Here is a 25112-nt window from a genome sequence, read left to right on the forward strand (position 1 = left end):
TACGATTTATGTTATAATATAGGTTATTGAAAAATTATATAAAAGCGATAACAATAATTGTGGATAAATTTATAGCTTAGAAATTTAGGAAGAATGGAAGTGATATTTTGAGTAAAGATAATAGACCAATAGTGGCAGTTGTAGGACGACCAAATGTAGGTAAGTCTACTATATTTAACAAATTAACAGGAACAAAAATATCTATAGTGGAGGACACTCCTGGGGTTACTAGGGATAGAATATTTGGAGAGGTAGAGTGGTTGAATAACTACTTTACGATAATTGATACAGGTGGATTAGAACCTGAATCTGATGATATCATTATATCTCAGATGAGAAATCAGGCTATGCTAGCTGTGGATATGGCACATGTTATATTATTTGTAGTAGATGGCAAAGGTGGACTTACAGCAGCAGATAAGGAAGTAGCTGATATATTGAGAAGAACAAAAAAACCAGTTATTTTAGTAGTAAATAAAATAGATTCAAAAAGCCAGATGAATAATTTATATGATTTTTATGAATTAGGAATTGGAAATCCAATGCCAATCTCAGGAGCGAATGGCATTGGATTAGGTGATTTACTAGATGAAATATTAGAGCAGATGCCTGGAGGGCTTAATACAGAGTATGATGAAGATGTAATTAGAGTTGCTATAACGGGTAAACCAAATGCGGGTAAGAGTTCTATTCTTAATAATATACTTGGAGAAGAAAGAGTAATTGTATCACCAATAGCAGGCACTACTAGAGATGCAATAGATACATACTTTGAAAAGGGTGAAAATAAATTTCTTTTAATTGATACTGCAGGTATTAGAAGGAAAAGTAAAGTATATGAAAATGTTGAAAGATTTTCAGTTATAAGATCTATGAGTGCCGTGGATAGAGCAGATGTAGTTCTTATTGTAATTGATGCTACCGAAGGTGTTACAGAGCAGGATACAAAAATAGCAGGTATAGCACATGATGAAGGTAAGGCATGTATATTTGTAGTAAATAAATGGGATTTGATAGAAAAAGATAATAAGACAATGGGCAATTATAAGATGGACATTCGTCAAAAGTTTCCATTTATGGCATATGCTCCAATAGAGTTTGTATCTGCTGTTACAAATCAGAGAATTAATAAAATTTTGGATACAGTTCTTATGGTATCTAATGAGCAAAACAAGAGAATATCTACATCTCAATTAAATCAAGTGATTGGTGAAGCTGTAATGCTAAATCAACCACCTTCTGATAAAGGCAAGAGATTGAAGATTTACTATGGAACTCAGACAGGTGTAAAGCCTCCAACATTTACATTGTTTATAAATGATAAAGAGCTTACACATTTCTCATATACTAGATATATGGAAAATAGATTTAGAGAAAATTTTGGGTTTGAAGGTACATCTATTAGAATTGATTATAAAGAGAAAAGAAGATAATTTTTTATACAGGGAGTTAGTATATGTTAATATTTTTATTGATACTTATAATTTCTTATTTATTCGGTAATATACCAAGTTCGGTATTAGTAGGCAAATATTTTGGTATAGATATAAGAACAAAGGGATCTAAAAATCCTGGTGCTACTAATACTCTTAGAACACTTGGGTTAAAAGCTGGATTAATAGCTTTTTTAGGAGATTTTTTTAAAGGAACAGTTGCTGTATTGGTATCAATTTTTATAGCTAAGACTTTAAATGGAGATATTTATATGGCAAAGTATATATCAGCTTTGGCTGTGGTATGTGGGCATAACTGGCCGTTCACTTTAAATTTTAAAGGTGGGAAGGGTGTTGCTACTACATATGGTGCACTTATGGCTATATCGCCACTTGTAACTGTTACAAGCATGATATTTTTTATAGTTGTAGTTGCAGTTACAAAATATGTATCTTTAGGGTCTATGTTAGGGGTGACTTTATTTGTTATTCTTATGGCCATAAGGGGAGATTACGGTGGTGTGTGGGTATGTACACTTCTTACATTGTCCGTATTATATAAGCATAGACAGAATATAAAAAGGTTGATTAATGGAAATGAAAGTAGATTTAGTCTGAAAAAAAATAAATAGGAGGAAATTATGAATAAAGTTTGTGTATTGGGAGCTGGAAGCTGGGGAAGTGCTTTAGCTATGGTATTGGCTTCAAATAATAATGATGTTTTTATTTGGACAAGAAGACAAGAACAGGCAGATGAGATAAATAATGAGCACACTAATGAAAGTTATTTACCAAAAATAAAACTTTCGGGTAAGATAAAGGCAACATGTGATATAAAAAAAGCCGTTGTTGATTCTGAACTAATTGTTTTGGCTTTACCATCACAAAAAATAAGATTCCTATGCAAAGAGATAAAAGATATAGTAAATGAAAAACAAATACTTATAAATGTAGCAAAAGGTATAGAATACGATACAGGCAAAAGAATATCACAAATTTGTGAAGAAGAATTGCCAAATAATCCGTACTGTATGCTTTCTGGTCCATCTCACGCGGAAGAAGTATCTGTTAATATGCCAACAGCACTAGTATCAGCTTCAAAAGATATTGTAATATCAAGAATAGTACAGGATTATTTTATGAATGAATACTTGAGAGTATACACTAATACTGATTTAATAGGAGTTGAATTGGGCGGTGCTACAAAAAATATAATTGCTTTTGGTGCAGGTATTTTAGATGGAATGGGTTATGGAGATAACTCAAAGGCCGCTCTAATTACGAGGGGTATAAATGAAATATGTAGATTCGGTAAGGAAATGGGAGCTGATGTAAGTACTTTTTTAGGACTTACTGGAGTTGGCGATTTAGTAGTCACATGTACTAGTATGCATTCAAGAAATAGAAGAGCTGGAATATTAATTGGAAAGGGAAAATCCCTTGAAGAAACTAAAAAAGAAATAAAAATGGTTGTAGAGGGAATAACTGCAACAGAGGCGGTATATAATATGGCCCAAGATTTAAATATAGATATGCCAATTACAAATGCAATATATAAAACGATACATATGGGACTAGATCCGAATGAATCTATAAAGGAATTGATGGGTAGAGCAAAAAAACATGAAAATGAAAATAAATTAGTATTATAATAATTATTTATTAATTAAATAAGGAATTCTGTACAAAAAACTAGATACTATGTTATAATATTATTATGTAAAATTGTGCTCAGTCTACAATGAGAGTAGGTGTATAAATGACTAATATCAAAGAAAGCATTGAAAATATAAGAAAATCTATAGTAGAAGTCTGTCAAAAGTCAGGAAGAAATCCTGATGATGTCATGCTTTTAGCTGTTACTAAAACGGTGGATGTAGATATTATAGAAGATGCTATTAACTATGGTATTACACAAGTTGGCGAGAATAAGCCACAAGAGTTAAAAAGAAAATATGAAATACTTGGAGATAAAGTAAAGTGGCATCAAATAGGAAGCCTACAGTCAAATAAGGTCAAGTATATTATTGATAAAGTTGAACTTATACATTCTTTAGATAGGGTATCCTTAGCTGAAGAAATTGATGCAAGGGCTAAAAATATTGGCAGAACCATAAATTGTTTGGTTCAAGTAAATATTTCAGGTGAAGAATCAAAGCATGGTCTAGATCCTGATGAAGCCGTAGAATTTATTAAAAAGTGTTCTAAAAATTATAAAAACATTAAAATAAAGGGCCTAATGACTATGGCACCTTATGATGTTGAGGAAGATGAAATCAGAAAAATATTTAGAGGATTAAAAAATCTATCTATAAAAATAGAAAATGAGAAAATACACAATATTGATATGACTGAGTTATCAATGGGTATGAGTGGCGATTATAAAATTGCCATTGAAGAGGGTGCAACTATTGTTAGAATAGGTACATCACTATTTGGAAAAAGAAATTACAATGTCTAATATAAAAGCATGGTATTTAGGAGGTATAATATGGCAGGTATTAAGGAAAAAATGGGAAAAATAAAGAATTGGATGGTAATTGATGAGGACCATTCAGAAGAAGAATACGAAGCGTATGATGAATATGATGAAGTAGAAGATTATGAAAATGATTACGATGAGTTTGATGATGATTTAAATAACTTAGCATATTCAGGTATTTCTTCTAACAGAGTACCAGAATACCAAAGTCATAATCAGATGAAAGTAGTTATAGTTGAGCCTAAGGTATATGATGATGCAGCTACTATAGCAGATCATCTTAGACTTAGAAAAACTGTAATAGTTAATTTAGAAAGCATGACACAGCAAAACACAAAGAAATCTATATTTGACTTTATGAATGGTGCTGTATATGTATTGGATGGAGATATACAGAGAGTTTCAAAATCAATATTTATTTTAGCTCCTAAAAATGTTGATATAGATGCAAATATAAAAAAGGAATTAGAAAGTAAAGCGATTTTTCCTTGGCAGAACAGTAAATAATGAGGTAGACAAATGTATGTAATAAAAGTAGCATTGCACTATTTAATACAGATTATTATTTGGGCAATTATAATTAAATCTTTGATGTCATGGTTTCCAGGTGCAATGTACTCAAAGGCGTATGAAATATTAGATGAGTTTACTAGTCCTATAGAGACGCCAATAAGGCGTATAATGGGTAAATATTCAAGTGGACCTCTTGATTTTTCGCCTATGATAGCAATATTTGTACTCGTGATTATCAGCAACTTAATAGCTAGATTTTTATAGGAATACTATGCGAAAAGATATATTAACAAGACATATAAGAGATGATGAATTAAAAATAAAAATGTACAAAATCGTTGATATATGTAACAACGTTTTAAAAACTCATATACCAAAACACAGTGAGTTTTTAAATCCATTTGAAATAAAAAATGCTATAGCCATAGTAAATTCAGATAGAGATTTGTCCTACAAGATATTAGGCGGATATGAGAATGCTCAAAGAGCAATTATATATGTATATCCATACTATTTAGAACCAGAAGATCAGAAATTGCCACTATCATTTTTAAGAGCAGATGGTAATTTTAAATTTTCAACGCTTAGTCACAGGTCATATTTAGGATCTTTGATGTCTTTAGGAATAAAAAGAGAAAAAATTGGTGATTTACTAGTTCATAGTGATTTTTGTCAAATGATAGTTGATTCTGATATAGAAGATTTTTTGATATACAATTTTGACAGAGTCTCACATAATAGAATAAAATTGAGTAAGATTAGAGAAAATGACATACTTATTCCAAAACAAGAATACATTGATAAACAGTTTTCAGTTAGCTCATTACGAATAGATAATATAATTGCAGGTGCATTTGACTTATCTAGGTCAGATGCATTAAAATATATTACATCGGAGTATGTGTTTGTTGACTATGAGAAAATTGATAGTCCGTCTAAAATTATTTCAGAAAGTTCCCTTATTTCTGTTAGAAAAAAAGGCAAATTTATTATAGATAATATAGGTGATGGACTTAGTAAAAAAGGTAAGATAAGAGTTAGAATTAAGATATTTAAATAAATTCGCTAATGTATAAAATTTATAGATAGGAAGTGATTTAAAATGATAACACCAGATGTAGTGGCAGCAAAAGATTTTAAAAAGGGTTTTAGAGGATATAGTGAATCTGAGGTAGACATTTTTCTAGCGGAGTTAAGTGTAGATTATGAAGCAATCTTCAAAGAAAATGAGTCATTAAAAGAAAAGCTTGCTATGTATAAGGATCAAGTAAGTAAGTACTCTTCTATTGAAGAAACATTAAAGGAAACATTAATAACAGCACAAAGTGCTGCTGAAGATACTACTAATGCTGCAAATAAGAAAGCTAGAATAATAGTTCAAGAAGCCGAATTACAAGCTAGACAGATTGTAGATAAAGCTAATAATAGAGTAGTTGAAATAAGAAATGAATATGAATCTTTAATGAAAGAGTTCAAGGTATTTAGAATTAAATTTAAATCATTGTTAGAAGATGAGCTACAGAATATAGATGATATATTTAGAGATGTTGATGCAGAAAAAGATTTTGAAAAAGCTGATATATCTGCACAGTTAGAAGCTGGTGGAACAATGAGAATGCAAGCTTTAGAAGAAGTTCAAGATGAAGAAGAAAAATCAATGAACTTAGACATAGAAGAAGATTTCAATGAAATAAGTGAACCAGATGACAATGAAGTAGGATCTCCAGAAGATATATTTAATATTAAATAAGTTATTTTTTATGTTAAAAAGATTAAGCTGGAGTAAAAAATATTAATTAATTATAAAAATGCTTGACGAATCTATTTAAATGAAATATAATCAGTAACAAGATATAATTATATAAATTAAAGCATTGATGAAGACAGTAACTTATAAATAGTATCAAGCGAATCGGGTATGGTGTGAGCCGATATATGATGTTATATGTGAAAATCACTTCTGAGCAGAAAGCTGAATTTTATTAAGCTGACCGGTTGGTCCCGATATAGACTATCAAGTGTCTGAAAATTTTCAGGAACTAGGGTGGTAACGCGATTTCTCTCGTCCCTTGCATGCAAGGTGACGAGTTTTTTTATATAAAAATATATTAGAAATTATACAAATTATTATTTAAGAAAAGAATAGGAAGGAGAATTATATGGAAAATAAAGAAGTCTTCAGAAAATTAGATGACAGTGGTATAGCACAGTCAGAAGAAAAAACATTAAAGAGATGGAAGGAAGATAATATTCTTGAAAGAGTATTAGAAAAAGGAAAAAATGATCCTACATATGTATTCTTTGAAGGTCCTCCAACAGCAAATGGAAATCCTGGTATACACCACGTAATATCTAGAACATTAAAAGACTGGGTATGTAGATACAAAACTATGAATGGTTATAGAGTACCAAGAAAAGCAGGGTGGGATACACATGGTTTACCAGTTGAATTGCAAGTTGAAAAAGAATTAGGTCTGTCGGATAAAAAAGAAATAGAAAACTACGGTATTGAAGAATTTTGCGACAGATGTAGAGATTCTGTGTTCACATATGAAAAGCAGTGGAGAGATATGACTGAAAGAATGGCATATGCTGTTGATTTAGATAATCCATATATCACTCTAGACAATGATTATATAGAAACACTATGGTGGATATTAGATAAATTTAATAAAGATGGTTTATTATATGAAGGGCATAAAATTTTACCATATTGTCCAAGGTGTGGAACAGGGCTTGCTTCACACGAAGTAGCTCAAGGTTACAAGGAAGTTAAGACTAATACACTTGTAGCAAAATTCAAGAAAAAAGGGACAGAAAATGAATATTTCCTAGCTTGGACGACAACTCCTTGGACACTACCATCAAATGTTGCTCTTACAGTTAATCCAGAAGTTGATTATATAAGAGCTAAAAAAGATGATGAAATATACTATATAGCTAAAGAATTAGCTGACAAACATTTAGGCGAAGGTGAATATGAAATACTTGAAACCCTAAAGGGAAAAGACCTTGAATACATGGAATACGAACAGTTAATGCCATTTGTAGAGGTAGACAAAAAGGCATTTTTCGTAAACTGTGCAGACTATGTTACAACTTCAGATGGTACTGGAATAGTTCACTCTGCACCAGCATTTGGTGAAGATGACTACAATACAGGTAGGAAATATGGTATGCCATTTGTAAAGCCAGTTGATTCAGAAGGAAAATTCACTGCTACGCCATGGAAAGGTAGATTTGTAATGGAAGAAGGCTTAGATGTTGAAATAATAAAATATCTAGCTTCTGAAAATAAATTATTCTCAAAAATAAAAATGGAACATAATTATCCACATTGTTGGAGATGCGGAACTCCATTAATTTACTATGCTAATCCAGGTTGGTATATAGAAATGACAAAGTTAAAGGATAAATTAATAGCAAATAATAAGACAGTTAATTGGTATCCAGAATTTGTTGGTGAAGGAAGATTTGGAAATTGGTTAGAAGAATTAAAGGATTGGGCAATATCTAGAACTAGATATTGGGGAACTCCACTTCCAGTATGGAAATGTGATAATGAAGAGTGTGATCATCAGGTATCTGTAGGCTCAAGACAAGAATTAGCAGATTTAGCAATAGAAGAGGTTGATCCAAAGACTATAGAGCTTCATAGACCTCATATAGATAATGTACATCTAAGATGTGAAAAATGTGGTGGCTCAATGACAAGAATACCTGAAGTTGCAGATTGCTGGTTTGATTCTGGATCAATGCCTTTCGCACAATGGCACTTCCCATTTGAACACAAGGAAGATTTTTATAAACTATTCCCAGCAGATTATATATGCGAAGGTATAGATCAGACAAGAGGATGGTTTTATTCATTATTAGCTGTATCATCATATATAACAGGAAAAGCTCCTTACAAAAATGTTCTTGTAACTGATTTGGTACTTGATAAAGATGGTAAGAAAATGTCTAAGTCAAAGGGTAATACTATTAATCCATTTGAAATGTTTGATAAATATGGTGTAGATGCTCTAAGGTGGTATCTATTATATGTATCTCCACCATGGACTCCGATTAGATTTGATGAAGATGGTTTAAAGGAAATTATGTCTAAGTTTGTAGGAACATATAAAAATACTTACACATTCTTCACTTTATATGCAAACACAGATGGTATACATCCAAATGACTTCTTTGTTGAGTACAAGGATAGACCAGAATTAGATAGATGGATACTTTCAAAATTCAACAACTTGAAAAAAGAAGTAGAAGAGAATCTTGAAATATTCGAAATAAATAAGACTATTAGAAGAATAACTGAATTCTTAAATGATGATTTATCAAATTGGTATATCAGAAGATCTAGAAGAAGATTCTGGGGAACTGAATTAGATCAAGACAAGAAATCAGTATACAATACAACTTACGAAATACTAGTTGATTTCTCAAAAATGATAGCACCATTTGCACCGTATCTATCTGAAGAAATATATAGAAACTTGACTGGTGAATATTCAGTTCATTGTGCTGATTATCCAAAATGTAATTCTGAATTGATAGATGAAGAGCTAGAAACTAAGATGGATCTTACAAAGAATCTTGTAACTCTTGGAAGAGCTGCTAGAGAAAATTCAAAGATAAAAGTAAGACAGCCAATAGCTGAAGTATTGATAGATGGTAAGTTTGAATCTACAATGGGTGACCTTGTTGGTCTAATCAAAGAAGAACTAAATGTAAAAAATGTTCACTTTGTTAAAGATTTAGGTCAGTATATGAACTTCACATTAAAGCCAAACTTTAAGGTATTGGGACCTGTACTTGGTAAAAATGTAAATGCATTTGGTAAGGTATTGGCAGGGCTAGAAGCTCATGAAACTGTAAATGCACTTGAATCAGGTCAGGAAATTACAGTAGAAGTAGCCGGTCAAGACTTTACTTTTAACAAGGAACATGTTATTGTTCAAATAAATTCTAAGGAAGGATTTAATGTAGCAATGGAAAATAACATGTTTGTAATCCTAGATACTACATTAAGTGATGAGTTAGTAAAGGAAGGTCTAGCTAGAGAATTTATATCTAAGATTCAGCAACTTAGAAAATCAAGTGAATTTGAAGTGCTAGATAATATCAATATCTACTATAATGGAGATCAAGAAGTAGGTGAAGCAATAAATACTTTTGAAGAATATATCAAGTCAGAAACACTTGCTGTAAAGATTGAAAAAGTAGAAGATGATTTAGAAAAGCAAAAATTAAATGACCATGAAACTGGAATAAAAGTTGTAAGAGTTTAATTTTGTAAATTTCTATTTAAAAGTATAATTAAAATAGAAACTTTTGAGTAGCTTATACAAAAAAAGTCCCACACATATGTGTGGGACTTTTTTTGTATAAATTAGTATTTAATATTATAACCTAGGTATTTTAAAAAACTTAAACAAGATTCTAAAATATCATCATAGGTTTGATTAAAATTGCCAGTATACCAAGGATCAGCTATATCTCTATTATTGCCTGCAAATGATAAAAATTGAATAACCTTTGTCTTATCATATGAACCAAATTCTCTTTTTATATTATTCATATTATTTTTATCCATAGTCAAAATATAATCGAAGTCATCAAAATCGATTTTCTTTAATTTTCTTGAGTACATTCCATCTACTGAAATGCCATAGTCAGCAAGCTTATCTCTAGTTCCATGATGAACGGATTCTCCAATTGCTTCATAAGAAGTAGCTGCAGAATCAACGTAAAAGTCATTTTCTATTTTGTTTTTCTTTATTATATCCTTAAATAGGGCTTCTGCCATTGGTGATCTACAAATATTTCCATGGCAAACAAAAAGTATTTTATACATACAAACCTCCTAATAATTATTTATATAATTATAGTAAATGATATTATAAAGGTCAAATTTAAATTATTAATTCTTATATTACTAGAATATCATTAAATTTACAATTTAAATAAATTAAAATTTAGAAAATCTTGATATTCAAAAATGAGATAAAATAAAACTTATATGTTATAATATAAGTTAGAAGTTTTATGTAAATTTGAGGTGAAGTATGAAAATTAGGCCATTAGAAGTATGGGAATTAAACAATTACATGAAAAAACTTTTAAATGATGATCCTATTTTATCTAATGTCAAAGTTTCTGGAGAAATATCAAATTTAAAAGTTCATTCCTCTGGAAATGTATATTTGTCTTTAAAAGATGAAAAAACTAAGGTAAATTGCGTTATACTTAAAAGATATTATGATAAAGATATAAAACTTGAAAATGGACAAAAGATAATTGCAAGTGGCAGTATAAATGTATATGAAAGAGATGGTGCCTATCAATTATATATTAATAAGATAGAAGTAGAGGGAATGGGAAATTTATACATTGAGTTTCTTAAACTAAAAGCTAAACTTGAAAAAGAAGGTCTGTTCAGTCATAGCCATAAGAAACAAATACCTAAATTTCCACAAAATATAGGTGTGATTACATCTCCAACAGGTGCTGTAATCAGAGATATAATAAATGTTATAACTAGAAGATATCCTAAGGTAAATATAAAGTTATATCCAGTATTAGTTCAGGGGCAAAATTCTGCAAAATCATTAATTGAAGCCCTAGAATTTATGGACAAAAGAGAAGAAATTGATACTATTATAATAGGAAGAGGTGGAGGCTCCTTAGAAGAGTTGTGGTCATTTAATGATGAAGAGCTTGCTAGAAAGATATTTGAATGTAATAAACCAGTAATTTCAGCAGTAGGACATGAAACTGATTTCACTATATGTGATTTTGTGTCTGATATGAGAGCTCCTACACCTTCAGCAGCAGCAGAGATTGCTACACCAGATATTAAAACATTGATAAATAAACAAAATATTTTAATGCAGAGAATATCTAATAATGTAAGTCAAAAAGCAAAATATGAAAGGCAGTTACTAAAATCAAGTATCAATTCTATTTCTTCAAAAATAGAAAAAAATATTATTTTTGAAAGGCAACTTCTAAAGACAAATATAAAAAATATATCAAATCATATAGAAAGATATGAAATTTATGAAAGAAATATAGATCTAGATAAGATAAAGGAGAAATTAACTAATAACATAGATATGTTTATTAAGTTGAATAAGGAAAAAATTAATTTAATAGCTATGGGTCTAGGAAATTTGAATCCATTCTCTGTAATGGATAGGGGGTACTCAGTAGCAGAAAAAAATGGTAGAACAATACAAACGATAAGTGATGTAGAAAAAAATGATTTAATTGATATAGTCTTAAAAGACGGCAACTTAAATTGTAAGGTTATAGATAAGATAAAGAGGAGCTAATATGGAAATTGAAAATTTATCATATGAAGAGGCGTACAATAAAATGGAAGAAATTCTAAAAAAATTAGAAGATGGAAATATAAAGTTAGATGAATCCTTATCGCTATATGAAGAGGGAATACATCTATACAAACACTGTACAAAAATGCTTAATCAGGCAGAGCTTAAGATAAGTAAATTTAATGAAATGCAAGAAGAAGTAGAGGTGTAATATGGATTTTAAAGCTAGTTTAAGCGAAAAGAGTAAATATATAGAGGAAAAAATAAGAATTTTTGCACCAAAAGAAGAAGGTTATCAAAAATCAGTTATAGAAGCAATGAATTATAGTTTGATGGCAGGTGGGAAAAGATTAAGACCAATATTAATTATGGAAACATATAGATTATGTGGTGGTAAAGACGATAGATTTTTACCATATTCAATAGCTATAGAAATGATTCATACTTATTCGTTAGTGCATGATGATTTGCCAGCACTAGATAATGATGATTTAAGAAGGGGAAAGCCAACTAATCATAAGGTATATGGAGAAGCTATGGCAATACTGGCTGGAGATGCATTATTAAATCATGCATTTCAAATAATGCTGGAAGGAAGCTTAAAATATGATAAGCCAGAAAACTCTTTAAGGGCTGCTTATGAAATATCAAAGGGTGCTGGTATCTATGGAATGATTGGTGGACAGGTTGTAGATGTTGAAAGTGAAAACAAAAAAATTGACAAGGATAAATTAGATTTTATCCATTTAAATAAGACTGCTGCTATGATTGTAGGATCAATAAGATCAGGAGCAATTTTAGCAGATAGCAGTGAAGAGAAACTAGAGGCATTAAGTAACTATGCAAATAATATAGGATTAGCATTTCAGATTATAGATGATATTTTGGATATAGAGGGAGATGAAAAAATATTAGGTAAGCATATAGGTAGTGATATAGACAATGAAAAATCTACTTACCCTTCAATAATTGGAATGGAAGAGTCTAAAAAAATTGCTAAAAAACTTATTGAAAATGCTAAGTCAGAACTTGAAATATTTGGTGAAAATGCAGAGTTCTTGACTAATCTAGCAGATTATATAATAGCAAGAGATAAATAATACGGGGGTAACAATGGAAAATTTAGTAGATATATTTACTAATAGAATTCTTTGGGTCAGCATATTTTCATGTTTTATGGCTCAATTTTTAAAGATGTTTACAGGTGGTGTAAGGAAAGTAGATGTAGGTAGGATAGTAATATCAGGAGGTATGCCTAGCTCACATAGTTCTTTGGTTACTTGTATGTCTACCATGGTTGGTATGAAATATGGATTTGCATCGGATATATTTGCTATATCAGCTGTATTTTCATGTATTATAATGTATGATGCCTCAGGTGTTAGACAGGCGGTTGGTAAACAGGCAGCTATAATAAATAGACTGGTTGAAGATTGGCAACAAAAAAAACCAATCGAGCATGAGAAATTAAAAGAATTAATAGGTCATACGCAAAAGCAAGTTTTTGCGGGGGCAATTTTAGGAATTGCAATTGGCCTTATATTTTAAAAAGGTGATTTTATGTATAATTTTTTAGATGGCGTTAATTCGCCTAATGATATAAAAAAACTTAATATTAAAGAATTAGAAATACTGGCAAAGGATATTAGAAAATTTTTAGTAAAGAATGTATCTAATACAGGGGGGCATTTAGCTTCAAATTTAGGAGTAGTTGAGTTGACTTTGGCTTTACATAAGGTTTTTGAGTGTCCAAAAGATAAGTTTGTGTGGGATGTTGGTCATCAAACATATGTACACAAAATTATTACTGGGAGAAAAAGAAACTTTTCAACACTTAGACAGTATAAAGGACTATCAGGATTTCCAAAAGAATGTGAAAGTGAGTATGATATGTTTGATACTGGTCATAGCTCAACATCTGTATCTGCAGGCTTAGGAATGGCTGTTGCAAGAGATATTAAAAATGAAGACTATGATGTTATTTCTATTATAGGCGATGGAGCTTTTACTGGCGGAATGGCCATGGAAGCTATGAATAATTTGGGATTTTTGAAAAAAAATATGGTAGTTGTATTTAATGACAATGAAATGTCTATAGATAAAAATACAGGTGCTTTTTCCGCATATATGTCTAAAATAATACACAATACTGATACCTTGTCTTTTAAAGATAGAATTGATAAGATAATGAACATGACGCAGGTAGGTGGTAAAATATCTCAAAAGGCAAATAAACTTACAGAGACATTAATATCTTCAATATCACCGCAGGAGTGTGGTTTGATAGATGCTATGGGAATTAGGTATATAGGACCTATTGATGGACATGATTTGAGTGAGTTAATAGAAACTTTTGAGTGTCTAAAATATATAGATGGTCCAAAATTCGTTCATATAAAGACTGTAAAGGGTAAGGGATATAAATATGCAGAACTAACACCAGAGAAATATCATGGTGTTGGCAAATTTGATTACAAGGTAGGTGTAGAATCATCTTCTAAAAGATCTATATCTGCGGTAGTTGGTCAAACTTTAAGCCAGATGGCAGGCTATAATGATAAAATAGTAGCCATTACTGCTGCTATGCCATCAGGCACAGGATTAAATTATTTTGAAGAAAGACATCCTAATAGATATTTTGATGTAGGAATAGCAGAACAACATGCGGTAACTTTTGCTGCGGGGCTATCTAAAATGGGAATGAAGCCTTATTTTGCTGTTTATTCAACATTTTTACAAAGAGCTTATGATCAGCTAATACATGATGTATCTATTAACTCAAGACCAGTAACTTTTTTGATAGATAGGGCTGGTTTGGTAGGTAATGATGGAGAGACTCATCATGGTCAATTTGACTTATCATATCTAAATCCAATACCTAATATTACTGTAATGGCACCTAAAGATACTGAAGAATTGATAAATATGATAAAGTTATCTGAGAGAATAGATTCAACTGTAGCTATTAGGTATCCAAGAGGCAACGAATATAAATTTGAAGCCAGCAAGTATGAATTTATTGACGAGTATGAATCAGAGGAATTAAGTTATTATACAATAGGTAAACCAGAGAAAATCTATGACGTATTCATCGATTCTACAAAGAGAGTATGTATATTTTCTATAGGAAATATGTTGGATGATGTCTGTCAAGCAGTAGCTAATATATTGAAAACAAGTGATGATTATTCATTTAAAATATATAATGCAAGATATCTAAAACCTATGGATGAAGAGATTTATATAAATGCTATTCAAGATGCTGATATTGTAATTAGTGTTGAAGATAATGTCAAAACTGGTGGTTTTTCAAGTAATATTGAAAAAATAATGTCAGAAAACAATGTATATAAAGAATTAATTAAAATAGCAATACCGGATGCTTTTGTTGCACATGGATCTGTGGATGAGTTAAAAGAAGAAATAGGTTTATCTTCAAGGGCAATAGAAAAAGCTATTAGTGGAATTAAAAGCAATATCTAAGATATTGAGATGGGACGATGATTTATGAAGAAGAGATTAGATGTTCTTCTAGTTGAGAAAAAAATTTTTGAAAGTAGGGAACAGGCTAGAAGGACTATAATGGCAGGAGATGTTTTTGTAGACAGCCAAAGGGTTGATAAGGCAGGAACAAATATAAATGAAGATGCCAAAATTGAAATAAAAGGCAAGAAAATGCCATATGTAAGTAGAGGAGGATTAAAGTTAGAAAAAGCTTTAAATAATTTTGATCTGGATTTACATGGTGCTGTATGTATGGATATAGGAGCGTCTACAGGAGGTTTTACTGACTGTATGCTTCAAAATGGTGCTGTAAAGGTATATTCTGTTGACGTAGGATATGGACAATTGGCATGGAAATTAAGGCAAGATTCAAGAGTAATTTGTATGGAAAGACAAAATATTAGACATTTGGATATTGAAACTATAGACCCTAGGCCCAATTTTGCATCTATAGATGTTTCTTTTATATCACTTAAGCTTGTATTACCAAAGGCGTGGGAAATATTGACAGATTCCGGTAGAATAGTAGCTTTAATAAAACCACAGTTTGAAGCTGGTAAGGATAAAGTTGGGAAAAAAGGCGTCGTAAGAGATCCAAAAACTCATATAGAAGTAATAGAAAGAGTTTGTAATCAAGCATGTATGCTTGGATTTGATATACTGGATTTGGATTATTCACCTATAAAGGGCCCAGAAGGAAATATAGAATATCTAATATATTTAGAAAAAGTAGATTCAATACTAGATGCTAATCAAGAAGAAAGATTACAGGAATATATAGAAGATAAATCAATGCTTAAAAAATATGAATCAAATATAGATACTTTAAAGAAAGTAATTATATCATTAGTAGAGCGATCACATACACTTGATAAGTAGGAGGAAAAATGATTTACGAATTGTATATCAAAAATTGTGCACTTATTGAAGAAGCGAGAGTAAACTTTGAGAATAAACTTAATATACTCACTGGTGAGACTGGATCTGGTAAGTCGATAGTGCTTGGGGCTTTGAATTTGTGTTTGGGTGGCAAGTATGATAGGTCATTTATAAGAAAATCATGTAGTGAAGGCCAAGTAGAGCTAATGCTATTTACAAAAAATAAGTCCTTTATTAAAGCACTATCAGATTTAAATATTGATATTGATGAGAGTGGGCAGGTTATAGTAAATAGAAAACTATATGAGGATGGTAAGACAGTAGCCAAAGTTAATGGAAAAAATATAAGAATAAATGATTTAAAAAATTTAATGTCTCATATTGTAGATATGCATGGTCAAAATCAAAATCAGGTGCTATATAATAAAGAAAAGCATATCGAATTTTTAGATTTATTTTCAAAGGATAAAATAAAAGTTTCTATTGAAAAATATTCAAAAGAATATGATAGGTATCTTGATATAAAAGGACAAATTAAAAGTTTAAATGATAATAAGTCAGAACAAGAGCTTCAGAGAGAGATTGATTTATTAAAATTTCAAATTGAGGAAATAGAAGCTGCAAATTTGAATGAGGATAATTACCAAGATTTATTAAAGAAAAAAGATATATTTGAAAATAGTGAGAAGATTTATAAGGAACTGGCATATTGCTTTGAAATTCTACACGAAAAAGAATCTAATGCAATAGATTTGTTAGGTACGGTTAGCAACTCAACACAGAGAGTTGCTAACTTTGATGATAACTTAGGGCAAATATATGAATTAAGCGAAAGAGTAATGATAGATTCTCAGGAATTATCATACCAAATTAGGAATTATATGGAATCTTTAAATTTTGAACCATATATGTTAGAAGAAATACAGGAATCATTGGATGTTGTAAATAACCTGAGAAGAAAATACGGTGATACAATTGAAGAAATTTTTAAATACTTAGATAAAATTAAAAATAGATTAAGTGATATAGAAAATAGAACAGAAAAAAATGAAAAATTAAACAAAGAATTAATAGAACAAGAAAAAAGACTTTCAAAAGTGGCGGATCAATTGACTGTCAAAAGACAAGAAATGGCTGTTTTATTGGAAAACTCTTTAAAAGAAGAATTAATAAGTTTAAATATGAAAAATACCAGATTTAAGGTAATGTTTAATAAAATAGTATATAATGATCAAGGTCAAGATGATGTGGAGTTTTTCGTATCATTCAATATTGGAGAGAATTTAAATCCACTTAATAAGGTGGCATCAGGTGGTGAAATGTCTCGATTTGTATTGGCTTTTAAGAAAATATTATCTGATGTCGATAAAATTGAGACAATGGTATTTGATGAAATTGATATTGGTATTAGTGGAAGGGCAGCACAGATTGTTGGTGAGAAATTATCAGCAATAGCGAGAGAAAAACAGATAATATGTATAACTCATCTGCCACAAATTGCATCATTTGCAGACCAGCACTATTATATAGAAAAAAATGTGGAGAATAAAAGAACATACACAAATGTTAGTGTAATTGAAGATAGAAAACAAGAAATTGCTAGACTTATTTCAGGAAAGATTATTAGTAAAAAAACACTAGAACATGCTGATGAAATGATAAAACTAGCAAATGAAATAAAAAAGTTTGGGGGTAAATAAATGCGAGTAGAAGCAAAAATGAGAAAAGATAGAAAGACAAAAAAACTCGCTAAAAGAATAGAAGCTGGTCAAATAGCAGTAATAAATCATATTGACCTTGATGAAGTGGCAGCTAGATCTTTAGTAGAAGCCAAAGTTAGGTTAGTTATAAATGCAGATGAAAGTATAAGTGGGAGATATCCAAATGCAGGACCAGAAATTTTAGTAGATAATGGCATATTAATTATTGATAATATTGGTAAGGAAGCTTTTGATCTTTTGGAAGAGAACGATACTATTTTAGTAGAAGATGGAAAAATCTTTAAAAATGGATTGCAAGTAGCTAGTGGTCTTTTAATGGATAAGGAAGTCGTTGTTCAAAAAATAAAAGATGCTTACGACAATATAGGTGAGGAATTAGATAGATTTATAGACAATACAATTGAATATGCAAAAAAAGAAAAAGGTTTGATATTAGGAGATGTGCCAATACCTAAAATGTCTACAGTCTATGATGAGAGACATGTATTAGTCGTTGTAAGAGGACATAATTATAAATCAGATTTACAGATGATGCTATCTTATATTGAAGAGGTAAAGCCAATATTGGTAGGAGTTGATGGTGGTGCAGATGCTCTAATGGAATTTGGATATACGCCTGATGTAGTGGTAGGAGATATGGATAGCGTGAGTGATGAAGCTCTAAAAGCTGCAAAAGAGATAGTAGTTCATGCTTATGTGGACGGAAGAGCACCAGGTCTTGGACGCGTAGAAAATCTTGGACTAAAATCAGTAGTAATGCCATCACCAGGTACTAGTGAGGATATTGCTATGCTTATTGCATATGAATATAATGCAAAATTAATAGTTGCTCTTGGAACACATTCAAATATGATTGACTTTCTTGAAAAGGGAAGAAAAGGTATGGCTTCAACTTTCTTGGTAAGATTAAAAATAGGTGCTAAATTAGTTGATGCAAAGGGAGTATCTACACTTTACAAGAGTAGATTAAAATTCAAATACATAATAGCTTTAATATTGACAGCACTTTTCCCAGTGTTGATAATTGCTAGCCTTTCTCCAAAGGCTCAAACATTTATGCAATTATTACAATTGAAATTAAAGTTACTACTAAATATATAAAGGAAGGTAAATAAAATGCATATTAATTTTAAATATTTTATAGTATCTATAAGTGCTATATTTTTAGCTTTGGGTATAGGTATTTTTGTTGGATCTAATCTAGGATCGAATGAAAATATACAAAAACAAAATGAATCCATCATAAAAGATATAGATAAACAGATAAGCTCACAAAAAGAGCAAAATGAGGCTATTGTTGCTGAAAATAAAGCATATAATACAAGTATTGATAATCTAAAGTCATATATTGATCAAAATGAATCAACATTAAATTCCGGACGCTTAAAGGATAAAAGAATAGCACTGATTTCTTTAAATGAAAAAGAAAGTGTAGATACTATACAGAAATCACTTGTAGAATCAGGTGCAGAAGTATCTATGAATATCACTTTAAAAGATGCTTTATTAGGAAAGGATACTTTAACAAAAGTTAACCAAAAATTAGGAACTAATTTAAAAAATAATAATGAACTTATTAACTTTATAGCTGATGCAATAAGAAATCCTAGTAAGATAGGTACGCTAAAAAAATTAGAAGAATTAGAATATGTAAAGATAGATAAATCTACAGGTGACTTTAATGCTATTAATAATATAGTATTATTTACTAATTCGAATGCAAAAGTTAAAAATAAATTTGATAATATTGAAAAACCAATTGTAAATAATTTAAGAGATGAAAAAAGAATGGTTGTTGTACAGACTAGTGCATCAAGCATTGAAAATATACAGAAATTTAATAAGTTAAAAGTAGCAACTGTAAATAATATAGATGAATCTAGTGGAAGAGTTGCTTTAGTTCAAATATTACTAAATGAAGATGAAAATGGAGCTTTTGGTAATATAAATAAGGATACAATACTAGTACCGAAAGTTAAATAGGAGGTAGTATGTTCACAAGTGTAATAATACCAGCCTACAATGAAGAGTCAAGAATAAAGTCTACTTTGGATGGTATAAAAGATATTGAAAAAATCGATGAAATTATAGTAGTTGATGATGGATCTAGTGATAATACAAAAAAAGTATTAGAAAGCTATAATTGCGAGAAATTAAAATTTCATATACAGAATCTAAATAAAGGCAAGGGGAGAGCTCTTGAGATAGGTCTAAAAATGTTGGATAGTAGAGCGGAAATAGTAGTATTCTTAGATGGCGATTTAGGTTCAACATCTGTAGAAGTCATAAAGATAATTGAACCAGTGATAAATGGTGAGTGCGATGTATGTATAGCTCAATTCAGACCAGCTAGTAAAAAAGGTGGAATGGGATTTGTAAAAAGGCTTGCTAGAGATTCTGTTTATAAACAAACGGGAGTTATATTAAATGCTACTATTTCAGGTCAAAGGGCATTTAAAAGACAAGTAATTGAAAAGTTTGAATCAATACCAGATGGATACGGTGTAGAAGTTGGAATGACAATTGATATATTAAAATGGGGTTATAGAATTAAAGAAGTAATAGTAGATATGACTCATAATGAAACAGGAAGAGATTTAAGTGGTTTTATACATAGAGGTAAGCAATACTTACATATTAGAAAAATCGCAAAGGCTAAAGAAAAAGAGTGGGGGAATAAATAATGAGCAATAATATTTTAGCATTAGCTTTATTTATTTTTGGAATTATAGTTTCCAGTCTATCTATTTACCTAGTAAAAAATATGTTAATTGATTCTGGTTTAATTAGGCCAAATTATAAAAGGATAAATATACCAGTGGGTATGGGTTTATGTTTTATACCTAATATAATAATAAATGGAGCTATATTAGCTTTTTTATCTCCAACAAAGCCACAAATTTTATTGGCATTTATTCTTATTTCAGCAATGATTACAATGTGTTTGACTGGATTATTGGATGATTGTCTAGGTAATAGAGATATAAGTGGACTAAAAGGACATTTTATATCTTTATTTAAAGGAAAACTTACTACTGGTGGGTTTAAAGCACTTACAGGTGGGTTTGTAGGAATTTTAGTGTCTGTAGCATTAACAAAGTCAATACCTGAAATTTTATTAGGCGCTGTCTTAGTCGCATTATCTACGAATTTAATGAATTTATTAGATTTGAGGCCAGGAAGAGCAATAAAAGTTTTTTTATTTATATCTTTGTTATTATTGATTTTTAATAGTGGATTTAATAGAGCGCTTTCAATGATTTTAATACCAGCTGTTGTTGCTTATTTTTATTTTGATTTAAGAGCGCTTGCTATGATGGGGGATACTGGTTCAAATGTACTGGGAGTTTTTTTAGGTGTATTGATATTAATTTCATATGATTTTAAAATACAATTAATGTATTTAATAATATTAGTTGCATTGCATATACTAACAGAAAAATATTCTCTAACTAAAATAATAGAAAGTAATAAGTTTTTAAATTTTATAGATAAATTAGGAAGGAATTAGTTATGCTAAGTAAAAAACCAGGTAAGGTTATTAGGATAAAAAGTGAAAATGATCAAATTCAAGATCTCATAGTTGAAGTAGAAGGAAAAGAATACCGTGCTTATAACTATATTGGCTTAACCGGCCTAGCTAAGATAGGGGATAACTTAATTTTAAATACTACTGCTGTAGAACTAAGTCTTGGAACAGGTGGATCACATTTTGTGATTCTGAATGAAGATAACAAAACCTCAAAATATCACGATGGTGGTCACATTATGAAAATGAGGTATACTCCAATTCAGATAAAAGTTGATGCTGTAGAGGAACAAGGTAGTCCTTATCATGATATCATAAATAAATTTGAAACACTTGATGGTATGCCGGTAGCAATTGGAGCACTACACAGCATACTTCAACCTTTTTCAGCCACTTATAAAAAAATTAATCCCGATAAAAAATTAGTATACATAATGACTGATAGTGCGGCACTTCCAATTTCATTTAGTAAAAATGTTGAAAATCTCAAAAAAATAGGACTTATAGATAATACAATAACTTATGGTAGTGCCTTTGGAGGAGATTATGAATGCATAAATATATATACGGCATTGATAACTGCAAAGGAAATATGTAAGGCAGACTGTGTACTTGTTGCCATGGGACCTGGTATAGCTGGAACGGGTACAAAATATGGATTTAGCGGTATAGACCAAGCTACAATAATTGATGCAGTAGATATTTTAGGTGGACAATCTTTTTTTATACCAAGAATTAGTTTTGCTGATGCTAGACAAAGACATCAGGGGATTTCACATCACAGTCTTACAATATTAGGGCAAATAGCCAATAGAAAAACTAAGATTGTATTTAATTCCTTGTATGAAAAGGAAAAATTAGATATAATAAAGAATCAGATAAAAATTAATTTTATAGATAAAAAACATGAAATTTATTTTGAAGAATATGTAGATACAAAAAATGATTTAGACAAGTATAGTCTAAAAGTAAGTACTATGGGAAGAAAATTTGAAGAAGATCAAGAATTTTTTGAGGCTGCTTCAGTAGTTGCATATTTTATAAGTAAATAATGGAGGTCTTATGAAGGAAAAAATAAATGAGACTTTATCCTATATTCAAGAAATCTATTCTGGAAGAGTAGAAATTGGGATGATTTTAGGATCAGGCTTGGGTTTTATAGGAGATAAAATTGAAAATCCTATAATCATAAATTATTCAGATATACCTCATTTTAAAATATCAAGCGTACAATCTCATCGAAATAGGCTTATTATAGGTGATTTATTTGGTAAAAAAGTTCTAGCTATGCAAGGTAGAATACACTATTATGAAGGTTTTACTCAAGAAGAGATTACTTATCCAATAAAGATATTTAAGAAATTGGGAATAGAAAAAATATTATTGACCAATGCTGCTGGTGGGTGTAACCATTCATTTTCAGCAGGAGATATAATGATAATAAATGATCACATAAATTTTAGTGGAAAAAATCCACTGATAGGACCCAATGATGATGATTTAGGACCTAGATTTCCAGATATGTCAAATATTTATAAAAAGAAATATAGAGAACTAGTTAAAAAATGTGCTGTTGAAAATAATATAGAAGTTAAAGAAGGCGTATATATGTATTTTTCTGGACCAAGTTATGAAACTCCAGCAGAAATACGAATGGCTAGTTTAATGGGGGCAGATGCAGTAGGAATGTCTACTGTTCCTGAAGCTATAGTAGCAAATTACTGCGATATGGATGTAATAGCTATATCATGTATTAGTAATTTAGCTGCAGGTATATCTGATATGGTATTGAATCATAAAGAAGTAATAGAAACTACTAATAGAGTAAAAAATAATTTATCAAAATTAGTTGAAGAAATAGTACTCAAAATATAAGAATTTTAATATAGGATGGTGATGCGAATGATGAGACAATATAAAAATCCAAGACCGAAAAGAAAAAAAAGAGTAAGGCTAAGAATTGGTAGAGTGTTAATTGTTTTAGTTGTAATAATTGCTTTAATTGCAGGTGCAGGCAAGCTTTATAATAATATGGCAGTAAGAGCTGTTAATCCTAATTCAAAACAAGATATAATAGTAGAAATACCAGATGGATCTTCAGCCAAATCAATAGCAAAAATATTAAAGGATAAAAATTTAATTAGAAATAAGAGAGTTTTTGTAAATCAAGTAGAGAACACTGGCAAGGCAGAAAAAATATTAGCAGGTAAATATAAATTATCTCAGAACATGGATAATAAAACTATAGCGGATAAGCTTGTAAATGGGAAAATTTATCAAGATGGGAAAAAGGTGACTATACCAGAAGGAAGTTTATCAAGCGAGATAGTAGATATATTAGTAAAAAACAATTTAGGAGATAGAGATAAATTCACAAAATTATTTAAAAGTCCTGATGAATTTTCATCTAAATTTAAATTCCTGAAAAATTCTAAGATAACAACATTAGAAGGATTTTTGTATCCTGAAACATATTATATAAAAAAGGGTGCTAGTGAAAAAGAAATCTTTACAAATATGATTAGTGAGTTTGAAAAGAATTACAATAAATATGCAAGAGATGATGCACAAAAAAATAAGTATGATTTTTATGACACAGTTATAATGGCATCAATTGTTGAAAAGGAAGCTGTAAATGATTCAGATAGAGATATAATAGCTGGAATTTTCTATAATAGGTTAGATAAGAATATGAGATTGCAATCAGATGCAGTACTTCAATACGGCTTACCTGAAAGAAAAGGAAGAGTATTATTCAAGGATTTAAAAGTTAAATCACCATATAATCTTTACCTTAACAATGGTTTGCCACCAACTCCGGTAGCAAGTCCAGGAATAAAGTCTTTAAAGGCAGCAGCTAATCCAAAGAAAACAGATTACCTATATTTTGTAACAAATAAAGATGGTACTAATTCATATAGCAAGACTTTTAAAGAACACAAGCAAAGTGCTGATAAATACAGACAAGAAATGTATGGTGATCAGGACAAAGCAAAGTCAAAAGAAAATTAATTTTGTGGCGGGGGACTTAGATCCCCTGCTTTTTAGAGAGGAAGATATGAGCAATATAGTAAATGATTCCGTAGAAGAATATATAAGAAATACAATGAAAAAAAGACATGGTTTGATAGCTGAAATGGAGGAATATGCCAAAGAAAATTCAGTACCGATAATACATAAAGAAGTATCTCAATTACTTTATGTACTACTCAAAATGCATAAACCAAAAAGAATATTAGAAATAGGCTGTGCAATTGGATATTCATCAATCTTTTTTGAAGATACACTTGATGGACAAGTAGATATAATAACAACAGAAAGAAATCCTCTTATGCTTGAAAAAGCAGAAGAAAATATTAAAAAAGCTGGTTATGAAGATAAGATAAAGATATTGGTAGGAAACGCTGAAGAAACACTTGCGGATATAGAAGGAAAATTTGACATGATTTTTATTGATGCAGCAAAGGGTCAATATAAATTATTTTTCGATATGGTAATAGATAAATTAGAAAAGGGTGGTCTTATAATTTCTGATAATATACTGTATAAAGGTATGATTGCAAGTGATGCTTTAGTAGTTAGAAGAAAAAAGACTATAGTTAAAAGGATGAGAACTTATTTAGATTATATTTCTAATGATGATAGGTTTGACACATCAATTATACCAATAGGTGATGGACTAGCTATTACAATAAAAAAATAGTATTAAAAAATTTT

The 25112-nt window shown here is 30.1% G+C and carries 25 protein-coding genes and 1 other annotated feature; of the genes, 24 read left to right on the forward strand and 1 reads right to left on the reverse strand.

The window, feature by feature from the left end; translation table 11 throughout:
- Positions 1-107: 107 nt before the first annotated feature.
- The 9 genes from der (at position 108) to ileS (ending at position 9716) form a co-directional block, all read left to right on the forward strand.
- Positions 108-1433, forward strand: coding sequence for a ribosome biogenesis GTPase Der (gene der / locus O0R46_RS03945; RefSeq protein ID WP_269312282.1), 1326 nt, complete (start codon positions 108-110; stop codon positions 1431-1433).
- Positions 1434-1456: 23 nt separating this feature from the next.
- Positions 1457-2065 (forward strand): glycerol-3-phosphate 1-O-acyltransferase PlsY, encoded by a 609-nt coding sequence (plsY, locus tag O0R46_RS03950; protein ID WP_269312283.1) that lies wholly within the window; start codon positions 1457-1459, stop codon positions 2063-2065.
- 9 nt (positions 2066-2074) lie between these two features.
- Entirely contained in the window at positions 2075-3085 is a 1011-nt protein-coding gene (locus O0R46_RS03955) for an NAD(P)H-dependent glycerol-3-phosphate dehydrogenase (protein WP_269312284.1), read from the forward strand.
- Between the two features lie 107 nt (positions 3086-3192).
- A complete protein-coding gene (locus O0R46_RS03960) occupies positions 3193-3894 on the forward strand; it encodes a YggS family pyridoxal phosphate-dependent enzyme (RefSeq protein WP_269312285.1) in 702 nt (233 codons plus the stop codon).
- Positions 3895-3924: 30 nt separating this feature from the next.
- Entirely contained in the window at positions 3925-4422 is a 498-nt protein-coding gene (locus tag O0R46_RS03965) for a cell division protein SepF (protein WP_269312286.1), read from the forward strand.
- 12 nt (positions 4423-4434) lie between these two features.
- Positions 4435-4692, forward strand: a complete 258-nt coding sequence (locus O0R46_RS03970; protein ID WP_269312287.1) for a YggT family protein — start codon at positions 4435-4437, stop codon at positions 4690-4692.
- Positions 4693-4699: 7 nt separating this feature from the next.
- Positions 4700-5488: a YlmH family RNA-binding protein gene (locus O0R46_RS03975; RefSeq protein WP_269312288.1), complete on the forward strand. Its 789-nt coding sequence runs from the start codon at positions 4700-4702 to the stop codon at positions 5486-5488.
- Between the two features lie 42 nt (positions 5489-5530).
- Complete coding sequence (locus O0R46_RS03980; RefSeq protein ID WP_269312289.1) at positions 5531-6178, forward strand: DivIVA domain-containing protein; 648 nt, start codon at positions 5531-5533, stop codon at positions 6176-6178.
- Positions 6179-6293: 115 nt separating this feature from the next.
- Positions 6294-6501: a binding site (T-box leader), on the forward strand.
- An 86-nt stretch (positions 6502-6587) separates the two neighbouring features.
- Positions 6588-9716 carry an isoleucine--tRNA ligase gene (ileS, locus tag O0R46_RS03985; RefSeq protein WP_269312290.1) on the forward strand — a complete coding sequence of 1043 codons (3129 nt, stop codon included), beginning with the start codon at positions 6588-6590 and terminating at the stop codon, positions 9714-9716.
- Between the two features lie 101 nt (positions 9717-9817).
- On the opposite strand, the gene O0R46_RS03990 is transcribed toward ileS, so the two are convergent.
- Positions 9818-10282 carry a low molecular weight protein-tyrosine-phosphatase gene (locus O0R46_RS03990; RefSeq protein ID WP_269312291.1) on the reverse strand — a complete coding sequence of 155 codons (465 nt, stop codon included), beginning with the start codon at positions 10280-10282 and terminating at the stop codon, positions 9818-9820.
- Between the two features lie 211 nt (positions 10283-10493).
- Here O0R46_RS03990 and xseA point away from each other — a divergent pair, with 211 nt between their 5' ends.
- Genes xseA through O0R46_RS04065 form a run of 15 tightly spaced genes read left to right on the forward strand, consistent with a single transcriptional unit; the run spans position 10494 to position 25098 of the window.
- Positions 10494-11762, forward strand: a complete 1269-nt coding sequence (gene xseA / locus O0R46_RS03995; RefSeq protein ID WP_269312292.1) for an exodeoxyribonuclease VII large subunit — start codon at positions 10494-10496, stop codon at positions 11760-11762.
- Position 11763: 1 nt separating this feature from the next.
- Positions 11764-11973, forward strand: a complete 210-nt coding sequence (gene xseB / locus O0R46_RS04000; RefSeq protein ID WP_269312293.1) for an exodeoxyribonuclease VII small subunit — start codon at positions 11764-11766, stop codon at positions 11971-11973.
- A 1-nt stretch (position 11974) separates the two neighbouring features.
- Positions 11975-12862 carry a polyprenyl synthetase family protein gene (locus O0R46_RS04005; protein WP_269312294.1) on the forward strand — a complete coding sequence of 296 codons (888 nt, stop codon included), beginning with the start codon at positions 11975-11977 and terminating at the stop codon, positions 12860-12862.
- A 13-nt stretch (positions 12863-12875) separates the two neighbouring features.
- Positions 12876-13310 (forward strand): divergent PAP2 family protein, encoded by a 435-nt coding sequence (locus O0R46_RS04010; protein WP_269312295.1) that lies wholly within the window; start codon positions 12876-12878, stop codon positions 13308-13310.
- A 12-nt stretch (positions 13311-13322) separates the two neighbouring features.
- Positions 13323-15245 carry a 1-deoxy-D-xylulose-5-phosphate synthase gene (gene dxs, locus O0R46_RS04015; RefSeq protein WP_269312296.1) on the forward strand — a complete coding sequence of 641 codons (1923 nt, stop codon included), beginning with the start codon at positions 13323-13325 and terminating at the stop codon, positions 15243-15245.
- A 24-nt stretch (positions 15246-15269) separates the two neighbouring features.
- Positions 15270-16145 (forward strand): TlyA family RNA methyltransferase, encoded by an 876-nt coding sequence (locus O0R46_RS04020; protein ID WP_269312297.1) that lies wholly within the window; start codon positions 15270-15272, stop codon positions 16143-16145.
- A gap of 8 nt (positions 16146-16153) precedes the next feature.
- Complete coding sequence (recN, locus tag O0R46_RS04025) at positions 16154-17845, forward strand: DNA repair protein RecN (protein ID WP_269312298.1); 1692 nt, start codon at positions 16154-16156, stop codon at positions 17843-17845.
- Complete coding sequence (steA, locus tag O0R46_RS04030; protein WP_269312299.1) at positions 17846-18967, forward strand: putative cytokinetic ring protein SteA; 1122 nt, start codon at positions 17846-17848, stop codon at positions 18965-18967.
- 15 nt (positions 18968-18982) lie between these two features.
- Positions 18983-19849, forward strand: coding sequence for a copper transporter (locus tag O0R46_RS04035; RefSeq protein ID WP_269312300.1), 867 nt, complete (start codon positions 18983-18985; stop codon positions 19847-19849).
- Positions 19850-19857: 8 nt separating this feature from the next.
- Entirely contained in the window at positions 19858-20550 is a 693-nt protein-coding gene (locus O0R46_RS04040) for a glycosyltransferase family 2 protein (protein ID WP_269312301.1), read from the forward strand.
- Complete coding sequence (locus O0R46_RS04045) at positions 20550-21377, forward strand: glycosyl transferase (protein WP_269312302.1); 828 nt, start codon at positions 20550-20552, stop codon at positions 21375-21377. Before O0R46_RS04040 ends, O0R46_RS04045 begins: the two co-directional genes overlap by 1 nt.
- 2 nt (positions 21378-21379) lie before the next feature.
- On the forward strand, positions 21380-22447 hold the full coding sequence (locus O0R46_RS04050; protein WP_269312303.1) for a DUF3866 family protein: 1068 nt from the start codon (positions 21380-21382) through the stop codon (positions 22445-22447).
- Positions 22448-22457: 10 nt separating this feature from the next.
- Positions 22458-23270 (forward strand): purine-nucleoside phosphorylase, encoded by an 813-nt coding sequence (locus O0R46_RS04055; RefSeq protein WP_269312304.1) that lies wholly within the window; start codon positions 22458-22460, stop codon positions 23268-23270.
- Between the two features lie 30 nt (positions 23271-23300).
- The gene (gene mltG / locus O0R46_RS04060; protein WP_269312306.1) at positions 23301-24407 is read left to right on the forward strand and encodes an endolytic transglycosylase MltG; all 1107 of its coding nucleotides are present in this window, start codon (positions 23301-23303) and stop codon (positions 24405-24407) included.
- A 46-nt stretch (positions 24408-24453) separates the two neighbouring features.
- On the forward strand, positions 24454-25098 hold the full coding sequence (locus O0R46_RS04065) for an O-methyltransferase (RefSeq protein WP_269312307.1): 645 nt from the start codon (positions 24454-24456) through the stop codon (positions 25096-25098).
- Positions 25099-25112 lie beyond the last annotated feature (14 nt).

It is taken from the genome of Peptostreptococcus equinus (assembly GCF_027125355.1).
GTDB classification, from domain to species: Bacteria; Bacillota; Clostridia; order Peptostreptococcales; family Peptostreptococcaceae; genus Peptostreptococcus; species Peptostreptococcus equinus.

Excerpts from the sequence above, each read along its gene's own strand:
- plsY (WP_269312283.1), top strand. The coding sequence starts at position 1,457 with ATGTTAATATTTTTATTGATACTTATAATTTCTTATTTATTCGGTAAT.
- O0R46_RS03955 (WP_269312284.1), top strand. The coding sequence starts at position 2,075 with ATGAATAAAGTTTGTGTATTGGGAGCTGGAAGCTGGGGAAGTGCTTTA.
- O0R46_RS03960 (WP_269312285.1), top strand. The coding sequence starts at position 3,193 with ATGACTAATATCAAAGAAAGCATTGAAAATATAAGAAAATCTATAGTA.
- O0R46_RS03965 (WP_269312286.1), top strand. The coding sequence starts at position 3,925 with ATGGCAGGTATTAAGGAAAAAATGGGAAAAATAAAGAATTGGATGGTA.
- O0R46_RS03970 (WP_269312287.1), top strand. The coding sequence starts at position 4,435 with ATGTATGTAATAAAAGTAGCATTGCACTATTTAATACAGATTATTATT.
- O0R46_RS03975 (WP_269312288.1), top strand. The coding sequence starts at position 4,700 with ATGCGAAAAGATATATTAACAAGACATATAAGAGATGATGAATTAAAA.
- O0R46_RS03980 (WP_269312289.1), top strand. The coding sequence starts at position 5,531 with ATGATAACACCAGATGTAGTGGCAGCAAAAGATTTTAAAAAGGGTTTT.
- ileS (WP_269312290.1), top strand. The coding sequence starts at position 6,588 with ATGGAAAATAAAGAAGTCTTCAGAAAATTAGATGACAGTGGTATAGCA.
- O0R46_RS03990 (WP_269312291.1), bottom strand. The coding sequence starts at position 10,282 with ATGTATAAAATACTTTTTGTTTGCCATGGAAATATTTGTAGATCACCA.
- xseA (WP_269312292.1), top strand. The coding sequence starts at position 10,494 with ATGAAAATTAGGCCATTAGAAGTATGGGAATTAAACAATTACATGAAA.
- xseB (WP_269312293.1), top strand. The coding sequence starts at position 11,764 with ATGGAAATTGAAAATTTATCATATGAAGAGGCGTACAATAAAATGGAA.
- O0R46_RS04005 (WP_269312294.1), top strand. The coding sequence starts at position 11,975 with ATGGATTTTAAAGCTAGTTTAAGCGAAAAGAGTAAATATATAGAGGAA.
- O0R46_RS04010 (WP_269312295.1), top strand. The coding sequence starts at position 12,876 with ATGGAAAATTTAGTAGATATATTTACTAATAGAATTCTTTGGGTCAGC.
- dxs (WP_269312296.1), top strand. The coding sequence starts at position 13,323 with ATGTATAATTTTTTAGATGGCGTTAATTCGCCTAATGATATAAAAAAA.
- O0R46_RS04020 (WP_269312297.1), top strand. The coding sequence starts at position 15,270 with ATGAAGAAGAGATTAGATGTTCTTCTAGTTGAGAAAAAAATTTTTGAA.
- recN (WP_269312298.1), top strand. The coding sequence starts at position 16,154 with ATGATTTACGAATTGTATATCAAAAATTGTGCACTTATTGAAGAAGCG.
- steA (WP_269312299.1), top strand. The coding sequence starts at position 17,846 with ATGCGAGTAGAAGCAAAAATGAGAAAAGATAGAAAGACAAAAAAACTC.
- O0R46_RS04035 (WP_269312300.1), top strand. The coding sequence starts at position 18,983 with ATGCATATTAATTTTAAATATTTTATAGTATCTATAAGTGCTATATTT.
- O0R46_RS04040 (WP_269312301.1), top strand. The coding sequence starts at position 19,858 with ATGTTCACAAGTGTAATAATACCAGCCTACAATGAAGAGTCAAGAATA.
- O0R46_RS04045 (WP_269312302.1), top strand. The coding sequence starts at position 20,550 with ATGAGCAATAATATTTTAGCATTAGCTTTATTTATTTTTGGAATTATA.
- O0R46_RS04050 (WP_269312303.1), top strand. The coding sequence starts at position 21,380 with ATGCTAAGTAAAAAACCAGGTAAGGTTATTAGGATAAAAAGTGAAAAT.
- O0R46_RS04055 (WP_269312304.1), top strand. The coding sequence starts at position 22,458 with ATGAAGGAAAAAATAAATGAGACTTTATCCTATATTCAAGAAATCTAT.
- mltG (WP_269312306.1), top strand. The coding sequence starts at position 23,301 with ATGAGACAATATAAAAATCCAAGACCGAAAAGAAAAAAAAGAGTAAGG.
- O0R46_RS04065 (WP_269312307.1), top strand. The coding sequence starts at position 24,454 with ATGAGCAATATAGTAAATGATTCCGTAGAAGAATATATAAGAAATACA.